The organism is Streptomyces sp. JLBG701, assembly GCF_058544905.1.
In genome coordinates this window covers 9,034,331-9,051,849 of sequence record NZ_CM178588.1, presented here as the reverse complement: position 1 = coordinate 9,051,849, position 17,519 = coordinate 9,034,331, and the positions used below count along the sequence as shown (strand labels likewise).

General features: G+C 70.3%; 12 protein-coding genes. 7 read left to right on the top strand and 5 right to left on the bottom strand.

Features of this window, described 5'->3' with window-relative positions; genetic code table 11:
• Nucleotides 1-110: 110 nt before the first annotated feature.
• Together AC5DRG_RS41495 and AC5DRG_RS41490 are read left to right on the top strand one after the other, a co-directional pair.
• Nucleotides 111-821 carry a response regulator transcription factor gene (locus AC5DRG_RS41495; protein WP_491805016.1) on the top strand — a complete coding sequence of 237 codons (711 nt, stop codon included), beginning with the start codon at nt 111-113 and terminating at the stop codon, nt 819-821.
• Nucleotides 818-2,182, top strand: coding sequence for a sensor histidine kinase (locus AC5DRG_RS41490; RefSeq protein ID WP_491805015.1), 1,365 nt, complete (start codon nt 818-820; stop codon nt 2,180-2,182). Before AC5DRG_RS41495 ends, AC5DRG_RS41490 begins: the two co-directional genes overlap by 4 nt.
• Before the next feature lie 121 nt (nt 2,183-2,303).
• On the opposite strand, the gene argG is transcribed toward AC5DRG_RS41490, so the two are convergent.
• Nucleotides 2,304-3,722: an argininosuccinate synthase gene (gene argG / locus AC5DRG_RS41485; RefSeq protein WP_491805014.1), complete on the bottom strand. Its 1,419-nt coding sequence runs from the start codon at nt 3,720-3,722 to the stop codon at nt 2,304-2,306.
• 155 nt (nt 3,723-3,877) lie between these two features.
• Between argG and AC5DRG_RS41480 the strand changes: the two genes are divergently transcribed.
• Nucleotides 3,878-5,377 carry a family 43 glycosylhydrolase gene (locus tag AC5DRG_RS41480; RefSeq protein ID WP_491805013.1) on the top strand — a complete coding sequence of 500 codons (1,500 nt, stop codon included), beginning with the start codon at nt 3,878-3,880 and terminating at the stop codon, nt 5,375-5,377.
• A gap of 62 nt (nt 5,378-5,439) precedes the next feature.
• On the top strand, nt 5,440-6,855 hold the full coding sequence (locus tag AC5DRG_RS41475; protein ID WP_491813294.1) for a family 43 glycosylhydrolase: 1,416 nt from the start codon (nt 5,440-5,442) through the stop codon (nt 6,853-6,855).
• 16 nt (nt 6,856-6,871) lie between these two features.
• On the opposite strand, the gene AC5DRG_RS41470 is transcribed toward AC5DRG_RS41475, so the two are convergent.
• Nucleotides 6,872-8,092 carry a cytochrome P450 gene (locus tag AC5DRG_RS41470; protein WP_491805012.1) on the bottom strand — a complete coding sequence of 407 codons (1,221 nt, stop codon included), beginning with the start codon at nt 8,090-8,092 and terminating at the stop codon, nt 6,872-6,874.
• Nucleotides 8,093-8,179: 87 nt separating this feature from the next.
• Complete coding sequence (locus tag AC5DRG_RS41465; RefSeq protein ID WP_491805011.1) at nt 8,180-9,196, bottom strand: DUF2278 family protein; 1,017 nt, start codon at nt 9,194-9,196, stop codon at nt 8,180-8,182.
• A gap of 133 nt (nt 9,197-9,329) precedes the next feature.
• On the opposite strand from AC5DRG_RS41465, the gene AC5DRG_RS41460 reads away from it, so the two are divergent.
• From AC5DRG_RS41460 to eccCb, 3 genes are all read left to right on the top strand, one after another.
• Entirely contained in the window at nt 9,330-9,770 is a 441-nt protein-coding gene (locus tag AC5DRG_RS41460) for an SRPBCC family protein (RefSeq protein WP_491805010.1), read from the top strand.
• Nucleotides 9,771-9,889: 119 nt separating this feature from the next.
• The gene (locus AC5DRG_RS41455) at nt 9,890-10,357 is read left to right on the top strand and encodes a hypothetical protein (protein WP_491805009.1); all 468 of its coding nucleotides are present in this window, start codon (nt 9,890-9,892) and stop codon (nt 10,355-10,357) included.
• Entirely contained in the window at nt 10,320-14,648 is a 4,329-nt protein-coding gene (gene eccCb / locus AC5DRG_RS41450) for a type VII secretion protein EccCb (protein ID WP_491805008.1), read from the top strand. Before AC5DRG_RS41455 ends, eccCb begins: the two co-directional genes overlap by 38 nt.
• 2 nt (nt 14,649-14,650) lie before the next feature.
• Here the strand turns inward: eccCb and AC5DRG_RS41445 are convergent, their stop codons facing one another.
• Both AC5DRG_RS41445 and AC5DRG_RS41440 read right to left on the bottom strand, forming a co-directional pair.
• Nucleotides 14,651-15,805, bottom strand: coding sequence for an XdhC family protein (locus AC5DRG_RS41445; protein WP_491805007.1), 1,155 nt, complete (start codon nt 15,803-15,805; stop codon nt 14,651-14,653).
• Between the two features lie 49 nt (nt 15,806-15,854).
• Nucleotides 15,855-17,312, bottom strand: coding sequence for an NCS2 family permease (locus tag AC5DRG_RS41440; protein WP_491805006.1), 1,458 nt, complete (start codon nt 17,310-17,312; stop codon nt 15,855-15,857).
• Nucleotides 17,313-17,519: the final 207 nt, after the last annotated feature.

Here is a 17,519-nt window from a genome sequence, read left to right as displayed (position 1 = left end):
AAGTCCTCCCGTTGCTCGGTCTCGGACTCAGCGTGCCGAGGCCGTACGAGCGGGAGGTTCGGCGAGTGTTCGGGCACTGTAAGGATCGGCTGCGGCCGAGGTCCGCGGCGATGGCGCTGACTAGCATCGAGGGCATGCCGGAGACCAAGGGCCTCGTCCTGATCGTCGAGGACGAGCCGCACATCGCCGACCTTGAGCGGCGCTACCTGACCCGCGAGGGCTTCGGTGTCCATGTCGAGAGCGACGGGCACGGGGCGCTGGCCGCCGTCCGCAGGATGCGCCCGGTGGCGGTCGTACTGGACATCGCGCTGCCCGGCATGGACGGCGTGGAGGTCTGCCGTCGGATGCGGGAGGAGGGCGACTGGACTCCCGTGGTGTTCGTGACCGCGCGGGACGAGGTGGCCGACCGCATCCTCGGACTGGAGCTCGGCGCCGACGACTACCTCACCAAGCCGTTCTCGCCGCATGAACTCGTCGCCCGGGTCAGAAGCCTGCTGCGCCGTGCCGCGGGCCCGCGGCGCGATCCGGTGCGCAGGGTGGGCCGGCTGACGCTGGACACCGGCCGCCGCACGCTGCACGTCGACGACCGTCCGGTGGAGCTGACGACCACCGAGTTCAACCTGCTGGCCCACCTCATGCGCCACCCCGGTCAGGTGTTCTCCCGGGATCAGCTGCTCGCGCAGGTGTGGGGTTACGCCGGGTACCGGGACACGCGCGTGATGGACGTCTACATCTCCCAACTGCGGTCGAAACTCGGCGAGGCCAGTCCGATCCGTACCGTCCGCGGGGTCGGTTACAGCGTCACCGACACCGTCCGATGACGTCCCCGGGCCGCCGCGGCTCCCTGGCCGGGAACATCGTCCTGCTCACCACGGCTGTGGCCGCGGTGGCCGTGGTACTGACCGGGCTGTTCGCCTGGCGGATGATCCGTACGAACGCCGAGGCGCAGGAGCGCGAGCAACTCGCCCGCCAGGCCGAGGTGTTGGCGAAGACCCCGGCCCTGGCCTCCACCCTGCTGGGCCGCGAGCAGCGGATCGCGGGGCCGAGCGGCACCGCGCTCGCCCTGGTCCGGCCCTCCGGCGCGGTGGTGGGACCGGCGGCGCCGGTCGTGGACGCCGGGCGGCGCGGGACGCTGCTCGCGGGGGACGAACTGTCGGCGTCCGGGACCCTCGACGGGCGCAGCGTGCTGGTCGAGGGGGTTCCGACGCGCGACGGCGGGGGGCTGGTCCTCGCCCAGCCGATGAGCTCCGTCGACGAGGCCACCGACCGGATGCGCGGCGGCCTGGTGCTGCCGCTGGTCCTCGGCCTGACCGGCTCCGCGCTGGCCGGCGCGCTGCTGGCCCGGCGCCTGGCACAGCCGCTCACCTCGGCGGCCCGCACCGCGCACCGGCTGTCCGAGGGCGAGCGCGGCCTGCGCGTACCGGCGGAGGGGCCCGTCGAGGTGGCCGAACTCGCCGCCGCGCTCAACTCCCTGGACACGGCGCTGGCCCGCAGCGAGAACCGGCAGCGGGACTTCCTGATGTCCGTCTCCCACGAGATCCGCACCCCGCTGACCACCGCGCGGGGATATGCCGAGGCCCTCGCCGACGAGGTGATCACCGGCGACGAGGTGCCCGAGGCCGGCCGTATCCTGCGCACCGAGATCCAGCGGCTGGAGCGGTTCGTGGGCGACCTGCTCGCCCTGGCCCGCCTGGAGGCCGACGACTTCCGGCTCGACATCACCGAGGTCGACCTGGACGCGCTGGTCGCCGAGGCCGCGACCGCCTGGTCGGCCCACTGTGCCCGGCACGACGTCGACTTCCGCGTCGAGCGCCCCGGGCACCCGCTGCCGGTCACCACCGACGGCTTCCGGGTACGTCAACTCATCGACGGCCTGGCCGAGAACGCGCTGCGGGTCACCCCGGCCGGCAAACCCCTCGTACTGGCCCTGCGCCTCGACGGCACCGGCGCCCGCCTTGAGGTCCGCGACGGCGGCCCCGGTCTCACGGAGGAGGACGCCGCGGTCGCCTTCGAACGCGGCACCCTCACCGACCGCTACCGCGGCGTCCGCCCCGTCGGCACCGGCCTGGGCCTGGCCATCGCCCACCGCCTGACCACCCGGCTGGGCGGCACCATCACTGCCCGGGGGCCCGCCCCGGAGGGCGGAGCATGCTTCACGGTCACCCTGCCGGGCCACTGCTGAACCCCGGCGCACTACAGCGCCCCGAAAGGGGCGCGGGGCTGTATCTATTAGCGGCTCCGCCGCGGGGCGCGACCAGCCCCCCACCGGCCCGCGGTGAACAACCCACAGACCCAGCGGAACGCTAGTCCGTGCCGGACTCAATCGCCGCATGGTCGAGCGCATCGGACCCCACCGGCACACTCTCGTCACCGCCGGCGGCAATCGCCTCGGCGCCGCCCGGGGGCAGTTCGCCGATGAGGCCGTTCCAGGCCGTGAGGTGGCCGTAGGAGGCGTACAGCTCCAGCTTGGTGCGCGAGTCGGCGATGTCGAGGTTTCGCATGGTCAGCTGGCCGATACGGTCGTCCGGGACGAACGCCTGGTCCAGGCTGCGCTCCATGGACAGCTTCTCGGGGTGGTAGCTGAGGTGGGGGCCGGTGGTGTCCAGGAGCGAGTAGTCCTGGCCGCGGCGCAGCCGCAGGGTGACACTGCCGGAGACCGGGTGGCCGACCCAGCGCTGCAGACCCTCGCGGAGCATCAGCGCCTGGGGGTCGAACCAGCGGCCCTCGTACAGGAGCCGCCCGAGCCGGCGTCCCTCGGTGTGGTACTGGGCGACCGTGTCCTCGTTGTGGATGGCGTTGAGGAGCCGCTCGTAGGCGATGTGCAGCAGCGCCATGCCGGGGGCCTCGTAGACGCCGCGGCTCTTGGCCTCGATGATGCGGTTCTCGATCTGGTCGGACATGCCGAGCCCGTGCCGGCCGCCGATGGCGTTGGCCTCCTGGACCAGTTCGACGGCGCTCGCGAACCCGCGCCCGTTGATCTTCACCGGGCGGCCGTTCTCGAACTCGACCGTGACGTCCTCGGTGGCGATCTCGACCTCGGGGTCCCAGAAGGCGACGCCCATGATCGGGGAGACGATCTCCAGCGAGGTGTCGAGGTATTCGAGGCGCTTGGCCTCGTGGGTGGCGCCCCAGATGTTGGCGTCGGTGGAGTAGGCCTTCTCCGCCGAGTCGCGGTAGGGCAGGTCGCGCTCCGAGAGCCAGACGGACATCTCGTGCCGGCCGCCGAGCTCCTCGACGAACTCCCGGTCGAGCCAGGGCTTGTAGATCCGCAGGGCGGGGTTGGCGAGCAGCCCGTAGCGGTAGAACCGCTCGATGTCGTTGCCCTTGTACGTGGACCCGTCGCCCCAGATGTCGACGCCGTCCTCGCGCATGGCGCGCACCAGCAGGGTGCCCGTGACGGCGCGGCCGAGCGGGGTGGTGTTGAAGTACGTCTGCCCCGCGGACCGGATGTGGAAGGCGCCGCACGCCAGCGCGGCCAGGCCCTCCTCCACCAGCGCCTCGCGGCAGTCGATGAGGCGGGCCTGCTCGGCGCCGTAGGCACGGCCGCGCTCGGGCACTGCCGACAGGTCCGGCTCGTCGTACTGACCGATGTCGGCTGTATAGGCATAAGGAATGGCGCCGCGCTCCCGCATCCACGCCACTGCGACAGAGGTGTCCAAACCGCCGGAGAACGCGATTCCGACCCGCTCACCGACTGGAAGTTTATTCAAGACCTTCGACATGTATGCAGTCTAGACCCGCATCCCCGGGACGTTCGCCCGCGGTACGCCCGCCGTAAAGAGCACGTGACCAAACCGTTGACGGGGGCATGCCGCACCCCTACCTTCTGACCGAAGTTACGAACTATGTTCGAAATTACGGACAGGGACGGTCTCGTATGCCTCGGACCCATCACGCGAAGCGCAGCAGACCGCTGCTCGTCTGCGTGCTCGCACTACTGCTCGCCCTGGTGGCGGCGACCCAGCCGGCCGCCGCGGCCGACGGTCGGCCGTATACCAACCCGCTCAAGTCGTACAAGGGCGCCGACCCCTGGCTGGAGTACTACGAAGGCAACTACTACCTGATCACCACGACCTTCACCGGCATCCTCGGCATGCGGAAATCGCCGACGCTGGCCGGGCTCGCCACCGCGCCCAACGTTCAGGTGTGGTCGGACACCACATCCACCCGCAACACCAACTTCTGGGCGCCGGAGATCCATCTCTTCAACGGCCACTGGTACGTCTACTACTCCGCCGGCCAGAGCGGGGTCGCCTGCTGCGACTCCCAGCGCACGCACGTCCTGGAGAGCGCCGGCACCGATCCGCTGGGCCCCTACACCTACAAGGGCTCGCTCACCGGATCCAACCTGACCCCGAGCGGCTGGCTGATCGACTCCAGCGTGCTGGAGCACAACGGCAGCCTGTATCTCGTCGGCAGCGGTTTCGTCGCGGGCGGCACGCAGAGCCTGGTCATCGCGCCGCTGAGCAATCCGTACACCCTCGCGAGCAGCACGTTCACCGTCATCTCCAGCCCGACGCTGAGCTGGGAGCAGTCCGGCGCGCCCGTCAACGAGGGCCCCGAGCCGCTCTACCACAACGGCCGGACCTTCCTCACGTACTCCGCGAGCTCCTGCCAGACCGCCGACTACAAGCTGGGCCAACTGGAGTTGACCGGCTCGGACCCGCTCAGCCGGGCGTCCTGGACGAAGAAGTCGACCCCGGTCTTCCAGCGCAGTGACACCAACAGCGTCTACGGTCCCGGCCACAACGGCTTCTTCACATCACCGGACGGCACGGAGAACTGGATCGTCTACCACGCCAACTCCTCGTCGAGCGGCGGCTGCGGCAACGGACGGACCACCCGCGCCCAGGAGTTCACCTGGAACGCGGACGGCACCCCGAACTTCGGCACCCCGGTCGCACTCGGTACGTCACTCCCCGGCCCGTCCGGAGAGACGGCGACGACCCCGACGTCGTACACCCTCGTCAACCGCAACAGCGGCAAGTGCCTGGACGTGGCGGGCGGTTCGACCGCCAACGGGACCGACATCGCCCAGTGGACCTGCAACGGCGGCACCAACCAGAAGTGGAAGGTCGAGGACCTCGGCGACGACACCAACCGGCTGGTGAACGTGGCCACCGGCGGCGTCCTGGACACCGCCGACTGCTCGACCGCCGACGGCGCCGACATCCGCCAGTGGTCCTGGCTCAACAACAAGTGCCAGCGCTCCCGCCTGGTGTTCACGGCGAGCGGCGACTACGTCCGGATCGTCAACGAGAACAGCGGCAAGGTCGCCGACGTCGCGAACTGCTCGACCGCCGACGGGGCCGACGTACGCCAGTGGACCTGGCTGAGCAACACCTGCCAGCAGTGGCGCCTCGTCCCGACCACCTGAACGGCCTTCCCCCACCCCGCACTTGGAGAAGTCCCTTGAGACGCATCGCCCTACGGCTGCTCATGGCCGCGCTCATCGCCCTGGCGGCCTCCCTCAACGCCCCCGCCGCCCACGCGGCCGTCCCCGAATCCCCCGCCGTGACCTACACCAACCCCATCGCCGAACAGCGCGCCGACCCGCACATCTTCAAACACACCGACGGCTACTACTACTTCACCGCGACCGTCCCCGCGTACGACCGCATCGTCCTGCGCCGGGCGACGACCATCCAGGGCCTGTCGACCGCCGCCGAGACGACGATCTGGACCAAGCACAGCAGCGGCGTCATGGGCGCCCACATCTGGGCACCGGAGATCCACTTCATCGACGGCAGGTGGTACGTCTACTTCGCCGCCGGATCCACGAGTGACGTGTGGGCGATCCGGATGTACGTCCTTGAGGGCACCGGCGCCAACCCGCTCACCGCGACCTGGACCGAGAAGGGCCAGATCACCACGGCCTGGGAGAGCTTCTCGCTCGACTCGACCACCTTCGTCGTGGGCGGCGTCCGCTACCTCGCCTGGGCGCAGCGCAACCCGGCCGAGGACAACAACACCAGCCTGTTCATCGCGAAGATGGCCAACCCCTGGACGATTCAAGGCACTCCGGCGGAGATCTCGCAGCCGACGCTGTCCTGGGAGACGATCGGCTACAAGGTCAACGAGGGTCCCGCGGTCATCGAGCACGGCGGCAAGGTCTTCATGTCGTACTCGGCGAGCGCGACCGACGCCAACTACTGCCTGGGTCTGCTGACCGCCTCCGCGACGGCCGACCTGACCAACCCGGCTTCCTGGTCGAAGAGTTCGACGCCGGTGTTCACGTCGAACGCCTCGACCGGCCAGTACGGTCCCGGCCACAACTCCTTCACCGTGTCCGAGGACGGCAAGAGCGACGTCCTCGTCTACCACGACCGCAACTACAAGGACATCACCGGCGACCCGCTCAACGACCCCAACCGCCGCACCCGCGTGCAGAAGCTGTACTGGAACGCGGACGGCACCCCCAACTTCGGTATCCCGGTGGCCGACGGGGTCACGCCGAAGCGCTTCTCGTCGTACAACTACCCGGACCGTTTCATCCGCCACTACGCCTTCCGGGCCAGGATCGACACGAACGTGACGACCCTCGCCGACTCGCAGTTTCGTGTCGTCACGGGCCTGGCGGGCAGCGGCACGGTCTCCCTGGAATCGGCCAACTACCCCGGCTACTACCTGCGGCACAAGAACTACGAGGTCTGGCTGGAGAAGAACGACGGCACGACGCAGTTCGCGTCGGACGCCACGTTCTACCAGCGGCCCGGGCTCGCGGACTCGGCGGGGATCTCCTACGAGTCGTACAACAACGCGGGCCGCTACATCCGGCACTACAACTACCTGCTGTACGTGCAGACTCCGAGCACGACGACCGCTCAGGGGGACGCCACGTTCTACGCCCAGTGAGGCGCCCTTATGTGGCTCACCAGGTGAGGTGCAGACTGTAGGGCGAGCGGTGGATCATCGTGGGTCGCATGGTGACCGGGTGATCCGCCGCGAGCCGCAGGCTGGGCAACCGGCGCGTCAACTCCTCCAGGGTGAGGCGGAGTTGTTCGCGGGCGAGCTGGGATCCGGGGCAGGCGTGCACGCCGAAGCCGAAGGCGAGGTGGCGGCCCGGGGTGCGGGTGATGTCGAACTCGTCGGGGCGGGGGTGGCGTGCGCCGTCCCGGTTGGCGGATCCGAAGGCGACGAACAGCGTTGATCCGGCGGGGAGTTCGGTGCCCGCGAGGGTGAGCGGCCGGGTGGTGATCCGGCGGAATCCCTGGAGCGCGCCGTCGTAGCGGGCGGCCTCCTCGATCGCCGCGGGGATCCGCTCGGGCTCCGCGCACAACAGCTCCCACTGGCGCGGATGCCGGAGCAGGTGGAGGACGGTCGTGCCGATGAGCGCGGTGGTGGTCAGGTGCCCGGCGATCAGCAGGTTCTGGAGATGGGCGACGAGTTCGTGCCGGTGGTCCAGCGACAGTTCACCCTCGCCGGGTGTGGTGAGCGAGGCGATGAGCTCCGTACCGAGGTCCTCGCGGGGGTGTGCGTGGCGGTCGCGGACGAACCGGTCGAGGGTGTGCTGCATCGCGACCACGTCCTGGGCCGCGGCGACCTGTTCGTCTTCCTCCATGGGCCTGAAGAGCAGCTCTTCGGCCCGGTAGCCGCCGTGGACGACGCCGGGCACGTCGGCGGGGTCGAGGCCGACGATCGTGCCGATGACGTCGCCGGGGAGCCGTTTGGCGTACGCGGACATCAGCTCGACGTGGCCGTCCTTCACGAAACCGTCGACGAGGGCGGCGGCGCGCTCGGCGGCGTACGGCAGGACGGCGGCCACCCGGGCCGGCGAGAGCCCGCGGACGATCGGCGCGCGTAACTGCTGGTGCAGCGACCCGTCCGCGGTGACGACCACCGGCCGCCCGCCGAACCCGCCGCCGAGAACGGCGAGTACGGCGGGCGTCGGCATCACGTCGGGCAGCAGCGCCACCGCCGAGGAGAAGTCGTCCGGCCGGCGCAGCACTTCGCGTATGTCGGCGTCGCGGGCGACGAGCCAGGCGTCGAGTTCGGCGACATGGGTGAGCCCGCCGGAGCCTCGCGCCCGCTCGTAGTGCGGATAGGGATCACGCTGCAACTCGTCCAATCTGCCGTGCAGTTCGCGGTCCACGAGCGGGTCCCCCTACGGCCGTCGGTGCGAGGTTGCGCTCATGGTGCCGTACAGGTGTGCGGACGCGATAGACCGTCCGCCGGGGTTTCAGAAGACGACGGTCCAGGCCTCGCGGGCGGCCTGGTCGGCGGTGTACGAGACGCCGTGCACCTTGAGGCCGTTCGCGTCGAGCAGGGTGATCTCGCCGCCGTGGTTGCCGAGTTGGACGTCGCCGGTGAGCGGGATGAGGAGCGTGGCACCGGCGGCGAGGGGGCCGGGCGGCAGCGCGCAGGAGTGGCCCAGCCGGTCCAGCAGGCGCCAGCCCGTCAGGTCGAGCGGGTCGGGCGAGGCGTTGATGACGGTGACGGCCTCCAACTCGGGAGCCGGGCCACGCGGGTTGACCAGAGCGGCGACGATGCGCGCGACCTGGCCGCCCGGCTCGGGGCGCACGGGGCCGGGGGCGGGGCCGTCGAGGGCGTGGCCTGTGAGGTCGTCGGTGTGCCAGGCCTGGCTCTGGAAGGCGAGGAAGATGGCGACCCAGCGGGACTGGCCGGGGAAGTGGATGAGCAGCCCGCCGTCCTGCCAGACCCCGTCGTCGCCGCGGAAGCGACGGCTGTTGCCCTGGTTCATATGGATGTCGTGGACGCCGTTGCCGGGCAGGAAGCCGAACACCTTGTCCTTGACGGACGGTTCGGGACCCCACCGCTCGCCGAAGACGTACAGCCGGGCCTCCGGGTCGTCGACCGCGCGCCGCACGTAGTGGTCGAGGAGGTCGGCGAGGTCGTTGTCGGGACCGGTGGCGTCCGGCGGCAGCGTGCGCATCTGCGCCGGGTCGAACAGGTTGCCGCGCACGAAGTCGAGGTTCGGGCCGCCGGGCCCGGGAGGCAGGGTGTTCCACCCGCTTTCCAGCCCCTCAAGCCGGTCCGTGACGGGGTGCTTGAAGTCGTCGCTGACGAGGTAGAGCAGCTCGGAGGGCCGCTCCTGCGACAGCACGTTGACGGAGGCGCGGTAGTGCGTACCGGCGTCGTCCGTCAGGTGGATCTGGTAGTGCGGGGTGTCGCCGCGGCCCTCGCGCCGGGTGTCGACAGCCCGTGTGATCAGTACGCCGTATGCCTTCAGTGGCATGGTGACCAACTCCCCCTGGAGGCGGGCGGTTTGCCCGCCATGGGGGGAATGGTAGAGGGATGCGGGCGTACCCGTCGGGGCCGCGCGGGAAGTTCGGACGGGAATTCACATCGAGGTTCCCTACGATCACCACGTGGTCAACATCCTCCTCGAACGCACGGCCCCGCTGCCCCTCGCCGAGGCCTGGCGCCGCCTCACGGAGTGGCCCCGCCACGCCGACGTGGTCCCCCTGACCCGCGTCACCGTGGTCACGCCCCCGCCGACACACGAGGGCACCCTCTTCGTGGCCCGCACGGGCATCGGCCCGCTCGCCTTCGACGACCCGATGGAGGTCACGGTCTGGCACCCCCCGGAGGACGACGAGCCGGGCCTGTGCCGCCTGGAGAAGCGGGGCCGGGTCGTCACGGGCTGGGCGGAGATCGAGGTACGGCCGGGTCCGGGCGGCCGTACGCGGGTCATCTGGCGCGAGGAACTGGACGTACCCCTGCTGCCCACGCTCTTCGACCGGCCGCTGCGCGGGGCGGCGACCAGGACGTTCGGCCGAGCGGTGAACGCGCTGCTCAGACGGCCATGACCACGGCCTCGGCGCAGGCACTCCTCCTCCTTCGGCCGAGTCCGCGTCGGGCGGCCGCGATCCGGCTACGATCACAAGGCGCGCGCCGATGCCACGGACACCTGGGGGAAGGGGCCACCGTGCACGAGGGGACCTTGCGGCTGGAGCTGCGGATCGACTCCGGACCGGACGCCACGGCCGAGCAGACGAACCGTCAGGTCCGCAGTCTGTACGGCGACTTGCGGACCCTCGGCCTGCTCCGCGTCGAGCGCAAGACGGTGCCCTCGCCACCGGGATCGATGGCGGGGGTGGGGCACGATCTCGCGGTGCTGGTGCTCAGCGGCGCGTTCTCCGCCGCCGCCCTGAAGGCCGTGAGCAATGTCGTCGTGGCCTTCGTGGAGCGGTCGAAGGCGCGGTCGGTCGAGTGGGAGATCGACGGGGACAAGGGATCGTTCGGCGCCCTGTCGGCCAAGGACCAGCACGCGCTGGTCGAGGCGGTGACCGCCCGCATCGGTGCCGGGCCCGCCACCTCGACGGACCAGAACACCAGCGGCGAGCCGGGAGTGGGCGATGGCGGGACGCCGGATCGCACTGCTGGTCGCGACTGACGGCTATCAGGACCCGGGGCTCAACCGGCTCCGGGCCCCGGCCCGCGGCGCCTCCGAGCTCAAGGCCCTGCTCCAGGATCCGGCGATCGGCAGATTCGACTTCGTGCACGACCTGGTGAACCGGCCCAAGGACGAGATCGAGTCCCTGGTCGAGGAGTTGCTCACCGATCGGTCGCCGGACGACCTGATCCTGCTCTACTTCGCCTGCCACGGCATCAGGAACGACGCGGACCGGCTGTTCTTCGCCACCCTGGGCACCCAGTTGAAGCGCCCGCACACCACCGCCATTCCGGCGGCCTTCCTCCACCAGCTCCTCGACGAGTGCGAGGCCCGCACCAAGATCGTGCTGCTGGACTGCTGTTACAGCGGCCTGTTCCACCGGGGCGCCCCCATGTCGGTCGCCCCCGTGGACGTGGAAGGCGCGCTCGCCGGACGCGGCACCTTCGTCATCACGGCGTCGACCGCCCTGGAGTACGCCTACGAGGGCGGGCAACTCGTCGTCGACGACGGCCTGTCGGCGCCGCGCTTCACCGCCGCGGTCGTCGAGGGCCTCACCACGGGCCTCGCGGACCTGAACCGGGACGGGGTGATCACCCCCGAGGAGTTGTACACGTACGTCCACGACACCGTCGTCAACCAGGCGGGGCCCGGACAGACGCCGACCAAGTCGGGCCAGTGCGAGGGCAATGTCCCCCTGGCCTACGCTCCCTGGATCGACGCCGGGGCCGGACCCGCCGCCCGGGCCGCCGTGACGGACGAACTCACGCTCGGCTCCCTCCTGCCACCGCCCGTGGAGACCGTGGACCGCGGCTTCGTCTGCGACGCCTGGGAAGGCGCGTCCCGGCTCGTCGCCCCCATCGGCCGCGTGGAGAGCGCGGCCGGCGGCGATCCCATGTGCGTCGACCTGTCCGGCCGGGACGGAAACGCCGCGATCATCGGCAAACTCGGCAGCGGCAAGACGACCCTGCTGCGCACGCTGATCATGTCGCTGGCCCTGACCCACACCCCGCACGAGGCGGAGTTCTATCTGCTGGAGGGCGCGGTCAACCGGCTCGGCGTGCTGCGTTCACTGCCGCACGTCCGTATGCACGCGGCGCCCCACGAACACAGCGCCGTCGAGGGCGCCCTGACCGCGCTGAAGGCCGTCATCTCCACCCGCCGTACCCTCTTCCGCGACCTCGACATCGACTCGATCGAGGCCTTCCGCGCCCTGCGCGCCACGGGACGGATCGAGGCGGGGGCCGCGAGCGACGTCTTCCTCGTCGTCGACGGCTGGCTCGACTTCTGTTGGGAGCACCCGGCATTCGAGGACACGGTCCACAAACTCGCCAACACGGGCCTGAACTACGGCGTCCACCTGCTGGTGACCGCCCGCCGCTGGAACGACGTCTCCACCGACCTGGTCGGCCTGCTCGGCACCCGCCTCGAACTCGCCCTGGACACCCCGGAGGAGTCCCGCTTCGACGCCGCGCTGGCGTCCGGGGTCTCGGTCGGCTGGGGGCTGTCGCGTCGGCGGCGGTTCCGGGTGGCGGTGCCCCGGTTCGACGACGGGGCCGGGACGGTGGCGGCACGGGAGTCGCTGGCGAAGACGGCGGGGCGGGTGTGGGAAGGGTGGGCGGCTCTCCAGGACGGCGGGGGCGGCGGTGGGGCGGCGAAGTTCTCCACCGGAGCACCGGACGCGTCCTTCACCGGGCTGCTCGGCATCGCCGATCCGACGTCGCTGGACCTTCCGTTCCTGCGCCGCCGCAACTACACCCCGGAAAAGCGGCTCACGGTCCCGATCGGCGTCCGGGAGGACGGCCAGCCCCTCGTACTGGACCTCAACAGCGGCCCGCAGCAGGGAATGGGGCCGCACGGGGTGATCGTGGGGGCGACCGGTTCCGGGAAGTCGGAGCTGCTGCGCACGATCGTGCTGGGGCTGGCCGTCCGGCACACCCCGGAGGAAGTCTCGTTCCTGCTGGTCGACTTCAAGGGCGGTGCGACCTTCGCGGATCTGACGGAGCTGCCCCATGTGTCGGGCGTCGTCGGCGGCCTGGGGGACGACCAGTCGCACACATCACGGCTGCGCGAGGCACTCGCCGGGGAGGTGGCCCGGCGTCAGCGAATCCTGCGCGAGAGGGGCAACCTGACGAGCATCAACGCATACGAGTTGGCGCGCTCCGCCAATCCGGACCTGGCGCCCCTGCCCGAACTGGTGCTGGTGATCGACGAGTTCTCCGAACTCTGCTCGATCGAACCGGCGTTCCTCGACCTCTTCCTCCAGATCGGCCGCGTCGGCCGCGCCCTGGGCATCCACCTGCTGCTCGCCTCGCAGCGCCTCGACGAGGGCAGGCTCCGTGGGCTGGAGAACCACCTGTCGTACCGCATCGGGCTGCGCACCTTCTCCGCCGCCGAGTCACGGGCGGTGCTGGGCTATCCGGACGCGTACCACCTGCCGTCGGAGCCGGGCGCCGGGTATCTGAAGGCGGACACGACCGACGTACTGGTCCGCTTCAAAGCCGCGTACGCGGACGCCTCCGTCCCGGCCCCGGACGAAGCCGAGGCCTCCGGGTCCCTGTTGAAGGTTGTCGCCGGACAACTGACGGACGAGGACGCGCGGGCCCACCGCATCTGGCTGCCTCCGCTGCACGCGCCGCTCACCATGAACCACGCGCTCGCCTGGGAGTCGGCCGGCCACAGGTCCGGACGCGCGCGAATGCCCCAGCCCCCAGCGCTGAAGCTGCGGGCCCCCTTCGCGGTGGCCGACGATCCGTTCGGACACAGCCACAACGTGCTCTCCGTGGACGTGTCGGGGGCCCAAGGACACTGTCTCGTCGTCGGCGGACCGCAGTCCGGGAAATCCACCCTCCTGGCGACGCTCATCAGCTCGTTCGCCCTCACCCACACGCCCGCCGAAACGCAGTTCTACTGCCTCGACTTCGGCGGCGGCCAGCTCGGGTCCGTGGCCGAACTGCCGCACGTCGGCGGTGTCTCGCCCCGGCTGGACGGAGAACGCGTCCGGCGTACGGTCGCCCAGGTGGCCAGGGGTCTCAAGGAACGCGAGGACTTCTTCCGCACCCACGACATCAAGTCGATGGCCCGTTATCGCAGTCGGCGAGCGGGGGGCCTCCATTCGGACGCACCTTGGGGAGATGTGTTCCTGGTCATCGACGGCTGGGCGACCTTCAAGGCCGACTACGAGGAACTGGAACCGATCGTCACCGACATCGCCGTTCGTGGCCTCGACTACGGCGTCCATCTGATGGTCGCCACCCCCCGGTACGAGGACGTCCGGCCGGTGCTGCGCGACCACCTGCTCGGCCGGATCGAACTACGGCTGTCCGACCCGGCGGAGTCGGAGATCGACCCGGCGAAGGCCCGGAACGTGCCCATGGGGAAACCGGGCCATGGGCTGTCCCTCGACAAACTGCACTTCCTGGCGGCGCTGTTGAGGCTGGACGGCGGCGAAGCGGAGGAGACCTTCGACCAGGCGACGGCTCGGCTGGTGCGGACGGTGCGCGAGCAGTGGTCGGGGCCTGCCGCTCCGCCGGTGCGCATGCTCCCGAAACTGCTGTCCGTGAACGCACTCCCGGCCCCCGAGGAGACCCCCGGTTTCGGCATCATCGTAGGAGTCGACGAGTCCGATCTCACCCCGGTGACCTTCGACTTCGAAGCCGATCCCCTGCTCCTCGTCTTCGGCGAACACGAGTCCGGCAAGACCTCGTTCCTGCGGATGCTGGCGCACCAGATCAACGCGAAGGGCTGGCCGAAGAGGACGCGACTCATCGTGGTCGACTACCGGCGGGCGCTTGTGAACCAGCTTCCTGAGCAAGTCGTCATGGCCCACTGCATGACCGGACCACAAGCCCTCGCAGCCATGGAAAAGTTGACCGCGACCTTCACGAGCAGGACGCCCGGCCCCGAGGTGCCGCCCGACCAGGTGCGCTCGCGGAGTTGGTACCAGGACCCTGACGTGTTCGTGCTGGTCGACGACTACGACCTGGTCTCGACCGGCGCCGGCGGCAACCCCCTCACACCACTCGTGGACTGGCTCCCCTACGCCCGGGCCCAGGGCCTGCGCGTCATCCTGGCGAGCAGCTCCAACGGAGCGGGGAGGGCGTCCCACGAGCCGCTCCTCCGGCAGATGATGAACCAGGGCGCGCCGGGCCTGCTGCTGTCCGGCGACCCGTCGGAGGGGCCCCTCATCAGAACGGTGAGCCCAATCCGCCGACCACCCGGCCGGGGCACCTTGGTGACGCACAACGCGTCACGCGGAATCCAGCTCGGCTACCTCCCCCCGAGCCACCCCTGACCTCAGGCCACCGACCCGATCCGCCCCACCGACGCCGAAGTCCCGTCATGGTGGATCGGAGTATGTGCCCCGGTGAGCGAAACACCGCTTCCCCCACGCCTGTTGGCGACGATCTCCGAAGCGATCGACAGCGCCGTCTCCTCCGGCGTCCGCGCCCCCAGATCCAGCCCGATCGGCGACCGCAACCGCGCCAACTCCAGCTCCGTTACGCCGACTTCGCGCAACCTCTCGTTCCGGTCCAGGTGGGTCCGCCGCGAGCCCATCGCGCCCACGTACGCCACCGGCAGCCGCAACGCCAGTTGAAGCAGGGGTACGTCGAACTTGGCGTCGTGGGTCAGGACGCACAGGACGGTGCGGGCGTCGACCTGGGTCCGTTCCAGGTATTTGTGGGGCCACTCGACCACGATCTCGTCGGCGTCCGGGAAGCGGGTCCTCGTGGCGAACACCGGACGCGCGTCGCACACCGTCACGCGGTAGTTGAGGAACTTGCCGATCCGCACCAGCGCCGACGCGAAGTCGATCGCGCCGAAGACGATCATGCGGGGCGGGGGGACGGACGACTCGACCAGGACCGTCAGCGGGGCTCCGCAGCGGGAGCCCTGTTCGCCGATCTCCAGGGTTCCTGTGCGGCCGGCGTCGAGGAAGGCGCGGGCCTCCTCCGCGACCGTGCGGTCGAGTTCGGGGTGGGCGCCGAATCCGCCGTCGTACGTGCTGCCCTCGGGGCGGACGAGCAGCGCGCGCCCGATCAACTCCCCCGGGCCGGAGACGATCCGCGCGACCGCCGCCGCCTCCCCGTTCACCGCGGCGGTCAGCGCGGACCCGATCACCGGACGGCCGGGGTCGCCCATCCGGACAGGTGTGACCAGGATGTCGATGATGCCGCCGCAGGTCAGGCCGACCGCGAAGGCGTCCTCGTCGCTGTAGCCGAAGCGCTCGACGACCGATTCCCCGTCCTCCAGCGCCTGTTGGCACAGGGCGTAGACGGCCCCCTCCACACAGCCCCCCGAGACCGAGCCGATCGCCGTGCCGTCGGCGTCCACCGCGAGGGCGGCGCCGGGCTGGCGGGGTGCGCTGCCGCCGACGGCCACCACGGTGGCCACGGCGAAGTCGCGTCCCTGCTCGACCCACCGGTGCAGCTCTTCGGCGATGTCCAGCATCTCTCGGTCTCCTTAACGACGGTTGCGTGGAGGGTAGTTGACCGCGCGGCTAGTGCACGCCCAGCCAGCTCTCGATCGGGTTGAGCGCGTAGTACACGAAGAAGATCACCGTCAAGGCCCACATGAAGGCGCCGATCTCCCGTGCCTTGCCCTGGGCGATCTTGATGGCGACGTAACTGATCACGCCGGCCGCCACGCCCGCCGTGATCGAGTACGTGAACGGCATGATCACGACCGTCAGGAAGACCGGGATCGCTGTGGCGCGGTCGGCCCAGTCGACATGGCGGGCGTTCGTCATCATCATCGCGCCGATGACCACCAGGGCGGCGGCCGCGACCTCGCCCGGCACGATCGCCGTGAGCGGGGTGAAGAAGAGACAGGCCGCGAAGAAGAGTCCCGTGACGACCGAGGACAGCCCCGTCCTGGCGCCCTCGCCCACGCCCGTCGCCGACTCCACGAACACCGTCTGGCCCGACGCGCCCGCGACGCCGCCGATCGCGCCGCCCGCGCCGTCGATGAACAGCGCCTTGGACAGGCCCGGCATCCGGCCCTGCGAGTCGGCGAGCTTGGCCTCGGTGCCGACGCCGATGATCGTGGCCATCGCGTCGAAGAAGCCGGCCAGGACGAGGGTGAACACGATCATGCCGACCGTCATCGCGCCGACGTCTCCCCAGCCGCCGAACTCGACGTCCCCGAAGAGCGAGAAGTCCGGCATGGACACCGCGCTGCCGTGCAGTTCGGGGGCGCCGCTCGCCCACTGCTTCGGGTCAATGACGTCGACCGCGTTGAGGATCACGGCCAGTACGGTGCCGCCGACTATGCCGATCAGGATCGCGCCGGGCACTCCGCGTGCCTGGAGCATGAAGATCGCCAGTAGTGTCACCGCGAAGAGCAGCACCGGCCAGCCGGCCAGTTCGCCCGTCGGGCCGAGCGTCACCGGGGTCGCCTTGCCCTGCTGTACGAAGCCGGCCTTGTAGAAGCCGATCAGGGCGACGAACAGGCCGATTCCCATGGTGATCGCGTGCTTCAGGGCCAGCGGGATCGCGTTCATGATCATCTCGCGCAGGCCGGTGACGACCAGCAGCATGATGACGACGCCGTACATCACGCACATGCCCATGGCCTGCGGCCAGGTCATGGCGGGCGCGACCTGGGAGGCGAGCACTCCCGAGACGGAGAGGCCGGCGGCCAGGGCGAGCGGCACCTTGCCGAAGAAGCCCATCAGCAGCGTGCTGAGGGCCGCCGCGAACGCGGTCGCGGTGATCAGGGCCTGCTGGCCGAGCGTGTTGCCCGCCGCGTCCTTGCCGGACAGGATCAGCGGGTTGAGGAGCAGGATGTACGCCATCGCCATGAAGGTGGTGACGCCGCCGCGCACCTCACGCACGACCGTGGACTCGCGCTTGGATATGTGGAAGTACCGGTCGAGCCAGGGCCGTCCGGCGGGGGCGCGGGTATCTTCACCCGCGTCTTCGGCGGTGGTACTCGGTTCCAGGGACTGCTGGGTCATGTGGGCCTACTCCCAAGGTTCACAGGGGCACCCGTGTCAACCGCCGTGGCGATTACGGGATTTGGGGAGGTGCACGACCCGGGGGACGGCCCGAGACGAACGTGGTGGTGCACTTGCAACCGGCGCCGGGGCGGCCGTGGTCGAGCAGTTGCCCGGCGCCGGGGTGCCGCTGCGCCCACCCGTGCCGCCCAAGCGGCACGACCGCCC